Source organism: Caenispirillum salinarum, from assembly GCF_044803115.1.
Classification (GTDB): Bacteria; Pseudomonadota; Alphaproteobacteria; order Rhodospirillales; family Rhodospirillaceae; genus Caenispirillum; species Caenispirillum salinarum_A.
Genome location: NZ_CP085224.1, coordinates 3,762,500 through 3,779,042 on the forward strand (window position 1 = coordinate 3,762,500; position 16,543 = coordinate 3,779,042).

13 protein-coding genes are annotated in these 16,543 nt (G+C 70.6%); 5 read left to right on the forward strand and 8 right to left on the reverse strand.

Features of this window, described 5'->3' with window-relative positions; genetic code table 11:
* Positions 1-20: 20 nt before the first annotated feature.
* From LG334_RS17200 to LG334_RS17215, 4 genes are all read right to left on the reverse strand, one after another.
* Complete coding sequence (locus tag LG334_RS17200) at positions 21-1,235, reverse strand: glycosyltransferase family 4 protein (protein ID WP_404379867.1); 1,215 nt, start codon at positions 1,233-1,235, stop codon at positions 21-23.
* Positions 1,232-2,509, reverse strand: coding sequence for a TIGR03088 family PEP-CTERM/XrtA system glycosyltransferase (locus LG334_RS17205; protein WP_404379868.1), 1,278 nt, complete (start codon positions 2,507-2,509; stop codon positions 1,232-1,234). The genes LG334_RS17200 and LG334_RS17205 overlap by 4 nt, the downstream gene beginning before the upstream one ends.
* 120 nt (positions 2,510-2,629) lie before the next feature.
* Positions 2,630-3,895 carry a TIGR04063 family PEP-CTERM/XrtA system glycosyltransferase gene (locus tag LG334_RS17210; protein ID WP_404379869.1) on the reverse strand — a complete coding sequence of 422 codons (1,266 nt, stop codon included), beginning with the start codon at positions 3,893-3,895 and terminating at the stop codon, positions 2,630-2,632.
* A gap of 76 nt (positions 3,896-3,971) precedes the next feature.
* Positions 3,972-5,570 carry an FAD-binding oxidoreductase gene (locus LG334_RS17215; protein WP_404379870.1) on the reverse strand — a complete coding sequence of 533 codons (1,599 nt, stop codon included), beginning with the start codon at positions 5,568-5,570 and terminating at the stop codon, positions 3,972-3,974.
* A 565-nt stretch (positions 5,571-6,135) separates the two neighbouring features.
* Between LG334_RS17215 and LG334_RS17220 the strand changes: the two genes are divergently transcribed.
* Positions 6,136-6,789 carry a PEP-CTERM/exosortase system-associated acyltransferase gene (locus LG334_RS17220; protein ID WP_404379871.1) on the forward strand — a complete coding sequence of 218 codons (654 nt, stop codon included), beginning with the start codon at positions 6,136-6,138 and terminating at the stop codon, positions 6,787-6,789.
* A gap of 106 nt (positions 6,790-6,895) precedes the next feature.
* Here LG334_RS17220 and pepA read toward each other — a convergent pair whose 3' ends face one another.
* The 4 genes from pepA to LG334_RS17240 form a co-directional block, all read right to left on the reverse strand.
* Entirely contained in the window at positions 6,896-7,741 is an 846-nt protein-coding gene (pepA, locus tag LG334_RS17225) for a flocculation-associated PEP-CTERM protein PepA (RefSeq protein WP_404379872.1), read from the reverse strand.
* A 365-nt stretch (positions 7,742-8,106) separates the two neighbouring features.
* Positions 8,107-9,351, reverse strand: coding sequence for a pyridoxal-dependent decarboxylase, exosortase A system-associated (locus LG334_RS17230; RefSeq protein ID WP_404379873.1), 1,245 nt, complete (start codon positions 9,349-9,351; stop codon positions 8,107-8,109).
* 1 nt (position 9,352) lies between these two features.
* Complete coding sequence (locus LG334_RS17235) at positions 9,353-10,954, reverse strand: acyl-CoA ligase (AMP-forming), exosortase A system-associated (protein WP_404379874.1); 1,602 nt, start codon at positions 10,952-10,954, stop codon at positions 9,353-9,355.
* A 59-nt stretch (positions 10,955-11,013) separates the two neighbouring features.
* Positions 11,014-11,211: a hypothetical protein gene (locus LG334_RS17240; protein ID WP_404379875.1), complete on the reverse strand. Its 198-nt coding sequence runs from the start codon at positions 11,209-11,211 to the stop codon at positions 11,014-11,016.
* A 182-nt stretch (positions 11,212-11,393) separates the two neighbouring features.
* Here LG334_RS17240 and LG334_RS17245 point away from each other — a divergent pair, with 182 nt between their 5' ends.
* The 4 genes from LG334_RS17245 (at position 11,394) to LG334_RS17260 (ending at position 16,516) form a co-directional block, all read left to right on the forward strand.
* Complete coding sequence (locus LG334_RS17245; RefSeq protein ID WP_404379876.1) at positions 11,394-12,761, forward strand: putative O-glycosylation ligase, exosortase A system-associated; 1,368 nt, start codon at positions 11,394-11,396, stop codon at positions 12,759-12,761.
* Entirely contained in the window at positions 12,758-14,092 is a 1,335-nt protein-coding gene (locus tag LG334_RS17250; RefSeq protein WP_404379877.1) for a glycosyltransferase, read from the forward strand. Before LG334_RS17245 ends, LG334_RS17250 begins: the two co-directional genes overlap by 4 nt.
* A gap of 163 nt (positions 14,093-14,255) precedes the next feature.
* On the forward strand, positions 14,256-14,762 hold the full coding sequence (locus tag LG334_RS17255) for a C-type lectin domain-containing protein (protein ID WP_404379878.1): 507 nt from the start codon (positions 14,256-14,258) through the stop codon (positions 14,760-14,762).
* A 2-nt stretch (positions 14,763-14,764) separates the two neighbouring features.
* Positions 14,765-16,516, forward strand: coding sequence for an asparagine synthase-related protein (locus LG334_RS17260; protein ID WP_404379879.1), 1,752 nt, complete (start codon positions 14,765-14,767; stop codon positions 16,514-16,516).
* Positions 16,517-16,543: the final 27 nt, after the last annotated feature.

Consider the following 16,543-nt stretch of genomic DNA (forward strand, 5'->3'; position numbering starts at 1 on the left):
AATATTACGCGCGCTCAGGATCAGGCCGCCGCCGGGGCGCCGACGGCGGCGCGGAAAAGGCGAGCCTGCCCGCGGCTGGTATCGTCCCATCCGAAGCGCTCGGCATAGGCGCGGGTCGCCGCCCGGTCGGGCGGATCGGCCAGAAGCGCCGCCACGGCCCGCGCCACCGCCGCGCCCGTGGGATCGTCGAACAGCCGGCCCGCCTCGGGCGCGGCCACAACCTCGGGCGTGCCCCAGATGCGCGAGGCCGCCACCGGCGTGCCGCAGGCCATGGCCTCCAGCAGCACGTTGGCCCAGCCCTCGCGCGAGGACGCCAGCACCAGGGCATCGCAGGCGCCGTAGACCTCGTGCAGCCGGTCGTGCGGCAGGCGCCCCAGGAAGCGCACCCGGCCCGCGACGCCAAGCACCTCCGCCCGCCGCTTCAGGGCGCCTTCCTCCGGTCCTTCGCCGGCGATGAGCAGGCGGGTCTCGGGCGGAAGGTGCGGCAGGGCCTCGATGGCCAGGTGATGGCGCTTGCGCTCGATCAGGTGGCCGACACTCGCCAGCACCGGCGCGGCGCCGGCAGGCGGCAGGCCCAGGTCCCTGCGCAGGGCGGCCCGGTCGGCGGGCGGGCGGAACATGGTCAGGTCGACGCCGTTGCGCAGGGTCGTCACGCGGCCGGCCGGCACGCCCAGGTCCACCAGGCCGTCCTTGAGCGCCTCGCACACCGTAACCAGCGCATCGGCCTGGCCGGCGGCCCAGCGGATCATGCGGCGGGGACGCGGGTAGCGGGGGATCAGGTTGATGTCGGTCCCGCGCGCCGTGATGGACAGCGGCACGCCGAAGTGCCGCGCCAGCAGGGCCGCCGCCACACCGTCGGGATAGAAATAGTGGGCATCGATCATGTCGAAGCGGTATCCGTCGGCGCGCAGACGCTCCAGCACCGGCCGCGCGGCGCGATAGAGCAGATAGGGGGCGGCGGTCATCCCCACCTTGGGGATCACCGGATACCGCGGATGCTCCACCGCTATGCCGTGCCGCGTTTCCGCCGCCGGGGCGCGGGCGAAGGCGGCATAGCCTCCGAAGCGCGGGTGGGAGAACGGGAACCACGGCACCGGCGCGACGACGCGGGCGGTGATGCCGTGGTCGTGCTCCAGCAAGTGGCGCAGGCGGTTTTCCACGAACACGCCGTGGTGCGGCTGCGCGGCGTTGGGATAGAGGGTGGTGAAGGTCAGCAGGCGCAGCGGAAGAGTCATGGCGTGCCGGCCTCCCCCGCCGCGGGAACGGCCGACCGGCCGCCGCGCCGCGAGCGGCGCCGCGCGGCAAGCAGCGTCTCGTAGGTCCGCAGGTAGGCCTCCACCATGACGTCCAGCGCGAAGCGCTCCAGCACCTGCGCCCGTCCCGCCGCGCCCTGGCGGCGGCGCAAGGCGGCATCGCCGGCATGGCGGATCATGGCGCCGGCGAGGGCCTCGGGATCGGACGGCGGCACCAGCAGGCCCGTCTCGCCCGACGTGACCAATTCGGGATTGCCGCCCACGTCCGTCGCCAGCACCGGCAGGCCCGAGGCCATGGCTTCCAGGATCGTGTTGCAGATGCCTTCGGTCCGCGACGGCAGGACGAAAACGTCGAGCCCCTGCAGCAGCGCCGGGACGTCGTCGCGGGCGCCGGGCATCCAGGCCAGGTCCGACACCCCGGCCTCTGCAAGCACGGCGCGGCACTCCGCCAGCAGCGGGCCGTCGCCGATGAGCGCCAGACGCAGGCGGCGGCGGCCGTCGGGCATGGCGTCCACGGCGCGGCAGAAGGCCCGCGCCAGCGTCACCTGGTCCTTGACCGTCTGCATGCGCCCGACCGTGCCGAACACCACCTGGTCCGGTCCGGCGAAGCCTTCGGGCGCCGGCAGCGGGCCGCGCGTGCCCGCACCTGCTTCGGAAAGGGGGCGAAAGCGCCGGCTGTCGACGCCGTTGCAGATGTGACGGACTTTCGCCGCCGGCAGGCCGACGGTTCCGGTCATCCACCGCTGAATATCCCTGGAGACCGCCACATAGCCGTCGACCAGCGGGCTGACGGCGCGGCGCAGACGGTTGTAGCGGCGGTTGGCGCCGTCTTCCTCCACCGCGTCGCGGCCGTGCTCGCCATGGATGACGACCGAGGCGCCGCACAGGCGGCCCGGCACCACCATGTCCACCGCCGGAAGGTTGCGGGTGTGGACGACGTCGGGGCGCAGGCGGCGCAGCAGGCTCCACAGGCGCAGGTAGGCGGCGGGGTCCTTGCCGTCCTTCTTGCCCAGAACGATCACCGGCACATCGCCGCGCGTCAGCCGCGCCTGGAAGGCCCCCGCGGCGCGCAGGCAGACCACGGCATGGCGCACCCGCGCCGGATCGGTGCCGTTGATGATATTGACCAGGCCGTTCTCCATGCCGCCGACGCCCAGCCGGTCGACCACGTGCACCACCAGCGGCACGCCGGCATCGGAGCCTGGCGCCGGCCGTTGCGCACGGTCTGCGGGGTATGCGGCGGCGGGGTCTGTCATGAACGGTCCTGCACCTCCCTGAGCCTTCTCAGGGTCGCCGCCCGCCCCGGCCGGAGCAACGGTTACGACGGACTAAACCGGCGGGGTTAAAGCGGGAACGACACTCGGCGCAGCGCGTCGTCAGGCCTCGGCCGCCACGTCGGCGGGCTGCGGCCCGGCGGTCTTCGGGCGCCGGCGGGAAGGCGGAACGAGGGGGCCGTAGACGCCTTCATAGCGCGCTACCACCGCCCGCCACGACCGTTCCCCTTCCACATAGGCGTGGGCGGCCTCCAGCACCGCCGGCCAATGGTCGCGGTCGGCCAGGACCCGGTCCACGGCGGCCGCCAGGGCCGCCGGATCGTCCGGCGGGAACAGCCAGCCGGTGGCGCCGTCGCGGATCAGCTCGCGATGACCGCCGACGTCCGAGGCCAGAACGGGCTTGCCCATGGCCATGGCCTCCAGCGGCTTCAGGGGCGTCACCAGGTCGGTCAGGCGGATGCGGGCGCGCGGGAAGACCAGCACGTCCACCAGGTCGTAATAGGCCTGCACCTCGGCGTGCGGGACGCGGCCGGTGAAGACCACCCGGTCCGCCACGCCCAGGTCCGCCGCCAGGGCGTGCAACCGCGCATCCTCGGGGCCGCCGCCCACCAGCAGCACGCGCACCTCGGGCCGGCGGCGGGCGATGTCCGGCAGGGCGCGCAGAAGCCCGTCCAGTCCTTCGTACCCGTAGAACGAGCCCAGGAAGCCCAGCACGACGCAGCCGCCCAGGCCGAGCCGCGCCTCAAGGCCGGGGTCGCGGCGGCCGCTGGTCCGGAAAGCGTTGGCGTCGACGGCATTGGGAATGACGGTGACCTTTCCGGGCGGCACGCCGCGCGCCAGCAGGTCGCCGCGCAGGCCCTCGGCGATGGTCGTGACGGCGGTGGCATGGCGCACCGCCCAACTCTCCAGCGCCCGCGTCAGGCGATAGCGCCAGTCGCCGGCCCGCGCCGTGCCGTGGCTGACGGCGGCGTCCTCCCAGAAGGCGCGGATCTCGTAAACCACCGGCAGCCCGAAGCGCCTGCCCACCCGCACCGCCGGCACCGCGTTCAGGGCCGGCGAGTGGGCGTGCAGGATGTCGGGACGCTCCTTGCGGACGACGTCGATCAGGCGCGCCTCGGTCGCACGCATCAGGGCATGCTCGCGCAGCAGCGGCCAGCCACCGGCGCCGCGCGCGGGCGGCATGGGCGTGCGGTGGAAGACAAGGCCCTCGGCCTCCTCCTCCGCCGGGCCCTCGCGCGTGTGCTTGGGCGAGGTCAGATGACAGGTTTCCCACCCGCGGGCCCGCTGCTCGCGCAGGATGCCGAGCGTGCGGAAGGAATACCCGCTGTGCATGGGCACCGAATGGTCCAGGACGTGGAGGATCTTCATGCCGCTTGCCCGCGCAGGATGACCGGAAGCCACATGGTGGCGGTCCCGCGCGCACGCCGGCAACCTGTCATCGGGCTTACGCCCCGCCGTCGCCGTGGCTGGGGCCGTGGCTGGGGCCGGGGCTGGGGCCGTGACTGGGGCCGGGGCTGGGGTCGGGGTCGGGGTCGGGGTCGGAGTCGGCGGCGATGTAGCGTCCCGGCGCGATGATCCCCTTCGGGTCGACGGCGTGCTTGATCCGCCGCGCCAGGTCCCACGTCGGGCCCTCCTGCCCCGTGACGCGGTCCATGGCGGCGACGTTCAGGCGATAGGGCTGGAGGCCCAGCTTGCGGCCCTCGTCCACCAGTTCCAGATAGCAGGCCCGCGCCGCCTCGGCCTCGGTGTCCGGGTCGAACAGCAGCGGCACCGTGGCGTCGGCCACCGAGCCGGACAGGGCGGTCAGCGTGATGAGGGGGTTGAAGCCGTGCTTGCGGCAGGTGCGCTCCACGAAATCGGTTGCCCGGCGGGCGGCGGCGCCGTCCAGCGGCAGAAGCGGCGCATACCACATGAGCCCGCAGCGGTCGCGGTCGGGGTCCAGCGTCTCGGCGCTCTCCGGTGGCCTGAAGCCCGGCCGCCAGTAGGCCAGCGGCAGCGCGACGCGGCGCGGGCGTCCCACCATGATGTCCAGCGCCTGCTCGAAGGAGCCCAGCCGCTCGCGCTGCACCGCCACCTTGCGGCCCGGAACCCAGGCCGCCACGCGGCGCAGAAGCCGGACCCGATCGTGGGAAAAGAAGGTCACCATGCGGCTCACCGGGCGCAGCCGGCGACGGATGGCGCGGCGGGCGCCGGCGACGACGGCGGAGTCGGCGTACAGCCCGCCGATGCCCAGCCAGGGCGCCACGCCATGCTCGCGCCCCATGGCCTCGATGCGCGGGTCCGGGATCAGGCGTCCTTCGTCGTCGGGATAGGGCGCGAACATGGACAGGCCGCGGCGCCGGTTGAGCAGGTTGATCCCGCCCACCAGCCCCGGAAGGCTCTGCTGCAGGCCGCGCACGGCATCGACCGCCGCTTCCAGGTCGGCGTCGCGCTTGAGGTTGAAGACGAAGGCCTCCACCCGCTCGGGCCGGCGGACCAGTTGCAGGGTCATGCGCACCACGACACCCAGGTTGGACTGGCCGAACAGCCCGTCCAGGTACGGCCCGATGCCCCACTTGAAGGCCGGCACCCGCTGATCCGGGGCCGACAGCGCGCACAGGGGCGACTCGTACAGCGACCCGTCGGGCAGCACGACGGTCACAGCCACCACAGCCGCGAAATGGTCGGTGGCGGGCGTGATGCCGAAGCCGCGCTCCAGGGCGTTGCCGAGCAGGCTGCAATCGGGCCCGGCGCCGGTGGTCGGCACCATGAACGGCAGGCCGTGGTCATCGAGGTGGCGGCTGAGCTGGCCCTGGGTCACGCCCGGCTCCACCGTCACCATCCCGAGGTCCGATTCGTCGGCCCGGACCTCGATGCGCGCCAGCCGGCCCAGGTCCAGGACCACAGCATCGAGTGGCGGAAGACGGCTGCCGTAGCCCCAGTTGCGCCCGGTGCTGACGGGATACAGCGGCACGCCGGCTTCCGAGGCAATGACCACGCAGTTGCGAACCTCGTCGATGGTCGACGGCCGGACGACGGCCTGTACCGGCCGGTCAAGTCCCAAGGTATTACGACTGTAGTCGTGGCACTCCTGGTGCTCCAGAACATGCTCGGCACCAACGGTATGCCGCCACCGTTGCAAGGCGCTACTTGGGTCCATTTGCACCTACCTCAGTCCCTGAGAGCCAAAACAAGACGAAAAACCATCAAATTTTATGCTTTTTCCAGTTGTATCGACGCCTTCACTCGCGGCGGATACTGCCGTGACAGGGCTGTGACCGCATTTGTGTCAGCTTTGCCTTCATCAACCACCGGATTGTCACGGGTTGGTTACTATTTATTAAGCGCCGCCCCGCCTACTATGACCCGTCCAAAAGATATATAACCCGCTATCCCAATCGGATTAAACTCAAGGAATGAGTCGGGGAACAAAAATGCGTGAGATGCAGAGTGAGAGCACCATGGTTCGGCCCGACATCGCGACAGCCGGCCAAATCCTGAAGCGGTCAACCGTTCCTTCCCACACCCCCACCCACACCCCTACTCCCAAACCCTCCGCCAAAAAGGACCTGACACTCTTCGCAGACCGGTTCGAAGTCCGGCGCGCCGAAAGCCGTGACGAGCGGAACTTGTGCTTTGAGCTTCGACATCAGGTCTATTGCGTCGAGCGGGAATTCGAAGAGAAGAGCGACTTTCCCGACGGCCGGGAATGCGACCTTTTCGATCGTCATTCCATCCATGTCCTGCTGATCGACCGGACCAACGGCGAGGCCCTGGGCACCGCACGGCTGGTCCTGCCGCATCCGACGCTGGGCCATCCCATCAGCTCGGTGGCGCCGGGCATGGCGGAACGCGGCGGCGTGCTGCCCCCCATGCGGACCGGCGAGATCTCGCGGTTCTGCCTGTCCAAGTCCATCCGCAAGTCGCTGGGTCGTGACGCGGCGTCTTTCCTGCCCTTTCTGCCGCTGGGGCTGATCCAGGGCGTCATCACCGCCATCTACGAGCACCGTCTGACCCACGTCTGCGCGGTGATGGAGCCGGCGCTCCTGCGCCTGCTGACCCGCCTGGGCATCCACTTCAATCCGTGGGGCGAGCTTGTCGACCACCACGGCCTGCGCCAGCCCTGCTGGTCGAACTTCGACGTGCTGATGGACCGCATGCTCGACGAGCGCGCCGACGTCCACCAGTACTGCACCACCGGCGCCCGCGCCGCCGGCGTGCTGCCCGAGGCCGTGACGCGCCAGCGGCCGAGCCGGCGCGAGGTCGCCTTCGCCAGCCCCTGACCGGCTGTCGACTGACGACACTGAAAAGGGATGGCCCACAGGCCATCCCTTTTCCTTTGTGGCGGTGAATCCCGCTGCGCAGGCCGCGCCGATTCAGGCCTCTGGGTCAGGCCGCCTTGCGGCGGCGCCAGCCGCCGATGCCGATGCCGGCCAGACCGAAGCCCAGAAGGGCAAGGGTGGCGGGCTCGGGGACCTGCGCGAAGGTCGTGGCGCCCGTGCCCTGCGAGATCACGCTGAAGTCACCCGACTCAACGGTCCCGTTGAACACGTCGAACCCGTCGTCAGTGATCGCGTTGACGGCGATGCCCGAGTTGAGCTGCAACTGATAGAACGGGACGGGATCGATGAAGTACTGTTCGCCGAACGCCGTGAGTTCGATCTCCAGGTCGATCACGAACGTGATGATCTCGTTCGGGAGGACCTGGATCGTCTGAGAGCCAAAGACCAGCGAGGCCGTCAGAACCGTTTCCGTGTCGCCGTCCACCTCATACCGGAACGGGTCCACCACGTTGTCGGACGGATCGAGGTCCAGTCCGGTATCGGTGGGCGTACGGTCATAGTACAGGGTGAACTCGAACGTGTCGTAGAACCCTTCGGCCTCGGTGATCGTGCCGTCGGCGACGGAGGTCGACGAACCGGTGGCCGTGAAGTTGCCGAACAGCTTGTAATCACTGTTCAGGCCGGCCGTCAGGTCGATACCATTGAGCGTGAAGGTGGTGTAGCGCACCTGGCCTTCCTGGAAGAACGTGCCGGCATCCGGCGTGCCGTCAACGTCGGTAAAGGCGGTGAACAGGAGCACCATGGTGTCGGCCGTGACTTCGTTGCCGCCCACCGGGTCCTCGTCCACGGTGAATTGCGGCGCGGCTGCGGCCGGCGCGGCGTACAGTCCGAGAGCGAAGGCAGCGGCGCCCGCCGCCTTCACCACGGATGAGGTGAGAAATCTCTTAAACATCGAAGGCTCCCTTAGCAGTGCGGCCTGCGCCGCGGTCTTCGTCTGATGGCGGTTAAACCCGACGCCATTTCAGCAAGCCGCGTGCCAAATGATTTTTTCCCTGTTTTTCAGCGCCTTATGGAACCTTCCCGGGCAGCATCTCCGCCATGTGGAAAAACCTCCGACACCCGTGGGCGCCTTCCGCCGGCCCGATGCCCGCAAAGCCGGGGGGTTCGTGCCGATACGGCCGTTTGGCCGGCGTAAAGGCTGCCAACACCTTGCCATTCCTCGCCAGTCGCGACCCGTTCAGGGGCCGCGCACGCGCCGATGCCGGGCGCCCGCGAAAGGCACCCGGCCATAGGCTCGGAGAATCGGGAAACGGATGGTCAGACCAGCACTTCGGCCGGGCCGCCATGCCCCAGAAAGCCGGCGGGGCTGGCGCTGGCGCCGTAGGCGCCGGACTGGAAGATCACCACCAGATCACCCACGTCGGCCCGCGGCAGTTCCACCCGGTCGGCCAGCAGGTCCAGCGGCGTGCACAGGCAGCCGACGACGCTCTGGGTCTCGATGCCGTTGCCGGTCATGCGGGTGCCGATGGCGACCGGATAGTTCCGCCGCAGCACCTGCCCGAAGTTGCCCGTGGCGGCCAGGTGATGGTGCAGGCCGCCGTCGGTCACCAGGAACACCTGCCCGCGCGACACCTTGCGATCGACGACGCGGCAGACGTAGACACCGGCCTCGCCCACCAGGTAGCGGCCCAGTTCGATCCCCGGCCGGGCCTCCGGCAGGGCGGCGGCCAGGCGCTCGACCACGCCCGCCATGCCCTCGCCCACCTCGGCCAGCGGCAGGGGCGTGTCCTTGTCGTGATAGGGGATGCCGAAACCGCCGCCCAGGTTGACCATCTCCGGCGCGCCCGGCGCGTCATCGGTCAGGCGCAGGATCAACTCAACGCTTTTTTCCTGGGCCTCGCGGATCAGCGCCGGGCGCAGGGCCTGGCTGCCCCAATAGCAATGGAAGCCGACGAAGGTCAGGTCCAGCGCGCCGATCCGCGCCAGCAGGGCCGGCACCTCCTCGGCATCCACCCCGAACTGCTTGGCCCCGCCGCCCATGCGCATGCCCGAGCCGCGCAGTTCGAAGTCCGGGTTCACCCGCACGGCGACGCGCGGCGTGATGCCCAGCCGGTCGCCGTGGCGGGCGATCTCCTCCAGCTCCGCCGGGCTTTCGACGTTCACCGTGACCCCGGCCGCCACCGCCTGGGCCAGTTCTTCCGACCGCTTGCCGGGCCCGGCGAAGGAGACTCGGGCCGGATCCATGCCGGTGTCGAGCACCGTTGCCAACTCGCCGGCCGAGGCCACGTCGCAGCCGTCCACCAGCCGCGCCAGATGCTGGACCACCGCCGGCATGGGATTGGCCTTCACCGCGTAGGACAGATGCACGGCCGCCGGCAGGTGCGCGCGCAGGGCCGCGACACGCTCGCTCAACAGGCCGCGGTCGTAGGCGTAGAAGGGCGTGCGCCCCACCCGCGCGGCCAGGCGCGCCAGCGGCACGCCGCCCACGCCCAACTGGTCGCCCAGAACGGGAAAGCCGTGGACGCGGGAGGCGCCCGTGTCTGCGGTCAGGGGCGCGTTCATGTCAGGCTTCCTCTTTGCGGAATGTGTCGGCGTGGACGGTGGCGAGGCCCTTGCGGTCGGGCTTGCCGTTGGCGTTGCGCGGCAGGGCGTCCATGGCGACCACCCGGCGCGGCACCATGTAGGCCGGAAGCTCCGCCCGCGCCGCTTCCATCAGCGCGTCGGCGTCCAGGGCGCCACCGTCCAGGCCGGTGGCGACCAACACCACCGCCTGCCCCAGATCGGGGTGCGGCACGCCGATGGCGACCACTTCGCCCACCAGGCCGGTTGCATAGAGCACTTCCTCGATCTCCGTCGGGCTGGTGCGATAGCCCGACGTCTTGATCATCTCGTCCTCGCGCCCGACGAAATAGAGATAGCCCTCGGTGTCCATCTTCACCGTGTCGCCCGACCACACCGCGATCTCCGGGTGCGGCAGCCCGGCGGGCTGGCCGGGCGCGGGCTTGAAGCGGGCCGCCGTGCGGTCCGGGTCGTTCCAGTAGCCCAGCGCCACGAAGGCGCCCCGGTGGACAAGTTCCCCCGGTTCGCCGGGAGCGCAGGGCGACCCATCCCTGCGCACCACCAGCACCTCCGCATTGGGCACGGCCTTGCCGATGCTGTCGGGGCGGCGGTCGACCTCCCCCGGCGGCAGGTAGGTGGAGCGGAAGGCTTCCGTCAGCCCGTACATCAGGTAGCACTGGGTATAGGGCAGCAGCGCCCGCAACCGGTCGAGCACCGCGCGCGGCATCCGTCCGCCCGTGTTGGCGATGTAGCGCAGGCCCGCCGCCGCCTCGTCGGGCCAGCGGCACTGGGCGAGTTGCACCCACAGGGGCGGAATGCCGGTGATGCCCGTGATCCCTTCCGCCGCGACCGCCTTCACGGCGTCGCGCGGCAGCAGGTAGTTCAGCAGCACCACCCGCGCGCCCGAGGCAAAGGCCGTCGTCAACTGGCTGAAGCCCGCGTCGAAGGACAGCGGCAGAAGCGAGAGAATGCGGTCCTCGGCCGTGTTGCCGATGTAGGACGCCACCGAATGGGCGCCGGCCAGCATGTTGCGATGGGACAGCACCACACCCTTGGGCAGGCCGGTGGAGCCCGAGGTGTAGAGGATCGCCGCCATGTCCTGATCCACCACCCGGTGCGGGGCCGGCGCGCCGAGGCCCGATCCGGCCGCCATGACGTCGCGCCAGCGCAGCAGGTCCACCCCGTGCAGCGTCGGCGGCGGGTCGGGCGCCTCGTCCACCAGCACGACCGTCCGCAGGTCCGGGCAGTCGGGCAGCACGTCGGCGAGCGCGCTCAGCCGGGCGCCGCTGGTCACCAGGACACGGACGTTGCAGTCGGTCAGGATATGCTGCACCTGGCGCCCCTTGAGCACCGGGTTCACCGGCACGAAGACGCCGCCGGCATGGGCTGCGCCGAAGCTGGCGACCACCGTTTCGAACCGCTTGTCCAGGTAGATGGCCACCCGCTCGGTGCGGTGCAGTCCTTCCGCGACCAGTCCGCGCGCGCAGGCTTCCACCGCCTGGGCGAGATCGCCGTAGGTCAGGGACTCGCCGCCGCAGCGAAGGGCGGTCGCCAGCGGATCGCGCAGCGCCGCCGAGAGGATGAGATTCGACAGGCGGTCGTGCATGGCGGCAGCCTCCGGGAGTGACGCGGGAAAGATGGCAGGACGGTGGATGAGGTCCAGGGTCAATCGTCGAACCGACGCTTAACGGTGGCGGCGCGCTCGCGGGCCGCGGCCTCGTCCCGGGCGGTCTCGTCCTTGGGCGGCACCATGCGCAGCAGGCCCTTCTGATCGCGGATGCTGGGGGCACCGTCGTTCATCACCAGCCAGTACATCACGAAGCCGACCGCGCCCATGGCAAGGATCAGGATGCCGGTTTCCACGGGGCGCCTCCAAGTATCCGGAAAAGAATTTCGCGGTGTTTCATCAATACCGTGCCTGGCGCCAGGTCTCATCATCTCACGCGGACTAAACCCGACGACGGACTCCTAGGCGGCTCGTCCGCGTGCCATAGTTCAGCGGCGTCAACGACCTCGACCGCCCTGGGAGCGAGCCGGACAGCGCCATGCGCGATATTTTCATCATGATGTTCATGGCGGGCATGATCCCGGCCATCCTGCGCTGGCCGTACCTGGGCATCCTGGGATGGTGCGTGGTGTCGTACATGAACCCGCACCAGCTGGGCTGGGGCCGGGTCAACGACCTGCCCTTCGGCATGCTGATCGGCCTGGCGACCATTTTTTCCTTCATGATTTCCAGCGGGTACCGCAAGGCGGTGCCGCTGACGCCGATCACGGTGCTGCTGCTGATCTTCTTCGGCTACATGACCATGACAACGGTCATGGCTCTCGCGCCGGGGTCGGCCTACGAGAAGTGGGACAAGGTGTTCAAGGTCCTGCTGATGACCTTCATCACCATTCCCATGATGGCCAGTCGCGAGCGCATCCACGCCTTCGTCTGGGTCATCGTGCTGTGCATCGGGTTCTACGGCGTCAAGGGCGGGCTGTTCACCCTGATCAACGGCGGCGGCTACCGCGTGTGGGGGCCGCCCAACACCATGATCGAGGACAACAACCACCTGGCCCTTGCCCTGATCATGCTGCTGCCCATGGTGCGCTACCTGCACCTTCAGAGCGGCGACGTCTGGATCCGCCGCGGCCTGCTGCTGTCCATGGCGCTGATCGGCGCGTCGATCATCGGGTCGTACTCGCGCGGCGCCTTCATCGCCGGCAGCGCCTGCCTGCTCTGGCTGTTCCTGAAGTCGCGGCACAAGATGGCGATCATCGGGCTCGGTGTCTTCGCCCTCATCCTGGGCCTGAGCGTCATGCCGCCCGAATGGATGGCGCGCATGGCGACGATCCAAGCCTATACCGAGGACTCCTCGGTGCAGGGCCGCTTCGACGCGTGGACCTTTGCGTGGCGCCTGGCCGAGATGCGGCCGCTGTTCGGCGGCGGGTTCAATCCCATCGACTCCGGCCTGTTCCTCGCCCTCGTCCCCGATGGCGACGTCGCCCGGGCCTTCCACAGCAACTACTTCGAGGTGCTGGGCGAGCATGGCTTCATCGGGTTGGCGCTTTTCCTGGCGATCCTGGCGACGGGCTTCTTCACCGCCGGCAGCATCGTGCGGCAGGTGCGCCACGTGCCGGGCTGCGAGTGGGCGCGCGACCTGGCCGCCATGGTGCAGGTCAGTCTCGTGGGCTATTCCGTCGGCGGCCTGTTCCTCAACATGGCGACCTTCGACCTGTTCTACCACATCCTGGTGATCCTGGTGATGTTGCGCCTCGTCATCGAGGGCGACGCCGTCGCCACGCCGAAGGCCGCCACTCTTGCCGAACAGGCCCGGGCCGGCCGCCGGCCGCCGCAGGGCGCGCCGACGCCGGCATCGCCCCGCAGCTCGACCATGCGGCCCCAGCAGGGACATGGCGGCTCATGAGCGTGGCCCCGCTGGACATCCTGCTGGTCGCCGGGTTCTTCCCGCCCCATGCGCCCCTGGCCGCCACGCGGGCGCCGGCTCTGGCGCGGTTTCTCGGGCAGCGCGGCCACCGCGTGCGCGTGCTGGCGGCGCGCAACGCCGACTTTCCCCCCGTCATGGACCACGGCCTGCCCGAAGGCTCGGTAACCTGGGCCGAGGTCGCCCCGCCGCTCAGCGCGCGGGCCCTGCTTCGCGATCCCGCCGGCGCAGCGCGCGTCCTGCGCCGTCCCGCCGATGGCCTGCGCCGCCTGACCGGCTGGCCCGACCAGCAGAGCGGCTGGCTGCCGGACGCCGCCCGCCACGGCGACGCCCTGATCGCGGCGCGCCGCCCCGACGTGATCCTCGCCACCGCCCCGCCCCACTCGGGCCTGCTGGTCGCGGAGGGTCTGCACCGACGCCACAGCGTCCCCTGGGTGGCGGAGTTCCGCGACCTGTGGACGGGGCATCCGTACTACGACGGCACCGGCGTGCGGGCCTGGCTGGACGGCCGGACGGAGGCGCGCGTGCTGGGCTCGGCCGCCGGGCTTGCCACCGTCACCGACGGCTGGCGCCGCCAACTCTCCGCGCAATGGCCGCAGACGCCGGTGTGCCTGGCCCGCAACGGCTTCGATCCGGCAGAGATCGCCGCCGCGCCGCCGCCGGCCGGAGCCGCCGATCCGGCGCACCTGACCATCATCTATGCCGGCGTGCTGTATGGCGACAAGCGCGACCCGCGCCCGCTGTTCGCCGCTATCGCCCGCCTGCCGCACGAACAGCGGGCCCGTGTGCGCGTCCACTTCTACGGCAGCGAGCGCGCCACCGTGGAGGCCATGGCGGCCGAACACGGGCTGGCCGCCCCGGTGGTGAGCGTGCACGACCCTGTCCCGCGCGCCACGCTGCTGGGCCTGCAGAAGGCCGCCGACGTGCTTCTGCTGCTGCGCTGGAACGACCGGCGCGAGGACCATGTGCTGGCCGGCAAGCTGTTCGAGTACATCGGCTGCCGCCGCCCCATCCTGTCGGTGGGCTCCACCACCGGCGAGGCGGCGGACATCCTGCGCGACGGCGGACTGGGCCGGGTGTCCGACGACCCCGCCGCCATCGCCGCCCACCTGTCGGCATGGCTGGAGGAAAAGGCTGCGACGGAACGGGTCGCCGCACCGCCCGAAGACGCTTCCGCCGACCATGCCCGCGGCGCCCAGTTCGAGGCGCTGGAGGCGCTGCTCGGCCGCTGCGCCGGCAAGGCATCACCGGCCCGCACCGCGGCGCCGGCGACTTCGAGCCCTGTCGCCGGCGCGCCCCCACGATCGGCTTAAACCGGCGGTTCCGTCGACAATCGGGGCTGCCGCTTCTAGGCTTTTTTTAATGCGAACAGACCCTTCGCGGCGGCGCGCGCCCCGCCAAAGGGTCCAAGGAACAGGGTGAGCCATGCCTGCCGGAAGCCGTTCTCTGACCGCGTTCGCCCTTGCGGCGGCAACCATGCTGGTTCTGCTGTTCACGACGCCCGCGCTTGGCGCCAAGGAGATCATGGTTGGGCCGTTCTATAATCCGCACACCAAGTCCTACTTCGCCTACGTCGACATGAACATCATGGGTGGTGCGGCCTGGCGCGGGGTGCGCAAGGCTGCCGCCCGCAAGACCTACCACGGCGTTCCCGGCCGCCTGGCGGTGGTGAAGGATCGCCAGACCCACGACTGGCTGCGCGAGAAATTCGGCGACGTCATCGACAAGGAGACCTGGATCGGCCTGCGCTATTTCTGCGGCGCCCGCAAGCTGATGTGGGTGGACGGCACCATCATGGATCGTTCGCCGCCGGGCCTTTGGCACCCGCAGTGGCACCGCACGTGGATCATGTGCGGCCGGGTGCGCATGGAGTACATGCCGGTCTACTACGTGGGCGGCGGCATGCAGATGGTCTGGCAGGCGTCGGGTATCGACAAGTTCCAGATTTCGTACCTGGTGGAATTCCCCACCGGCAAGCCCTGACCATGGGCGCCCTGTTCCTGACCCGCGACGACGGCTCGCCGGCGGCCGGCCGCCTTCAGGCGCGGCTGGAGCAGTCCTTCCGGCGCCAGGGCTTCGCCGCCGGCCGCACGGCAACCCACAACAGCCACCGGATCACCTGCTTTGCGCCCTTGAGCGGCGGCCTGCCGCTCGTCCATGCGGACAACGCCGGCAACGTCATCGCCCTTGCCGGCACCGTGTTCTATCGGAGCCGCTATGGCCGGGACGCGCTGGCGCCGCTGCTGGCCGACCTGGTGGCGGACCGCCTGGATGAGCCGGCGCTGTGGGGCAGCTTCGCCGTCGCCGCCGGCGTCCGGGGCGCGGTGCGGGTGATGACCGACCGCTGCGGCACCTTCCACCTGTTCCGCAGCGAGGCGCCGGCGGTGATCTCGTCATCGTTCCTGGCCCTGGCCGAGGCTCTGGACTCGCCGGCCGTCGACGCCGACGGCGTGCGGGACTACGTCTTTCACGGTGCCGCCCACGGCGGGCTGACGGTGCTGCGCGACGTGCGCCTGCTCGACTCCCTGCGCGCCTGGACCTTTCACGACGACGGCCGCGTCTCCGGGCAGACGCGCCCCATGCCCCTGCCCGAGCGCGCCGCCGACGCCACCACGCCCGAGGCGGCGGCCGAGCGCTGCCTGGCGGTCCTGGACGACCGTTTCGCCGCCCTCGCGCGACAGGGCGGCGCCGGGCTCGACACCGCCCTGTCGGGCGGCTACGACAGCCGGCTCATCCTCGCCATGCTGCGGCGTCACGGGACGGTACCGGACCTGCACGTCTACGGCCCTGGTGCAAGCGACGACGTGCGGATCGCCAAATCCGTCTGTGCCGCCGAGGGCCTGAACCTGGAGCACGTCGACAAGGCCAGCCGCCCCATGCCCGACCCGGAGGCCTATGCCGCCGTCGTCTCGGCGACGCTGGAAGCCTTCGACGGCACGCCCAACGATGGCGCATTCGACAGCGGCGCCGACCTGGAGACGCGGCTCGCGCGCTGCCATGACGGACGGCTTGCGCTCAACGGCGGCGGCGGCGAGGTTTTCCGCAACTTCTTCTACCTGCCCGACCGACCGCTTTCGGCGCTGGGCATGCAGCAGGTGTTCTGGAGCCAGTACGACCCCGCCACCGCCGCATCCGGCTTCGACGCCCGTGGCTACGCCCGCCGGTTCGCGGCACGGCTGGCCGCCGACGTCGGGCGCGGCGGGGACGCTGATGCGGTAAGCCGGCCCCTGCCCCGCACTGTCGTGGAAGCCACCTATCCCCTGACCCGCTGCCGCTGGTGGATGGGCCGCAACGCCAGCGTCAACAACCGCCTGGGCGCTGCCGTAACTCCTTTCGTGGACGCCGAGGTGCTGGCGACGACCCTGCCCGTGCCCCTGCGGCTCAAGAACCACGGCCGGCTTCAGGCGGCCATGATCGCGCGGGCCGATTTGGCGCTGGCACGGCATCCGTCAGCCTACGGCCACGCCTTCGACGCGCCGCCGCCGGCACGGCGGGTGCTGTCGGACTGGGCGACCTATGTGCGGCCGCCCGCCGTTCGCGCCCGCACCTTCCGGCTCAAGCGCCAGCCGTCCGTCCCGCCGCCGCCGCTGGCGCCCGAGCGCGTGGCGCGGGTGCTGGGCGGGCCGCCCGAGTACATGCCCCGCTTCTTCCGGCTCGACCGCCTGCGCGAGCCCGGGCAGCTCAACCGCGCCATGACGCTGGAGCTTCTGTTCCGCCGCCTCAACGCCGCTGCCTGACCCGCGCCCCACCTCCCGAGAAGGTCC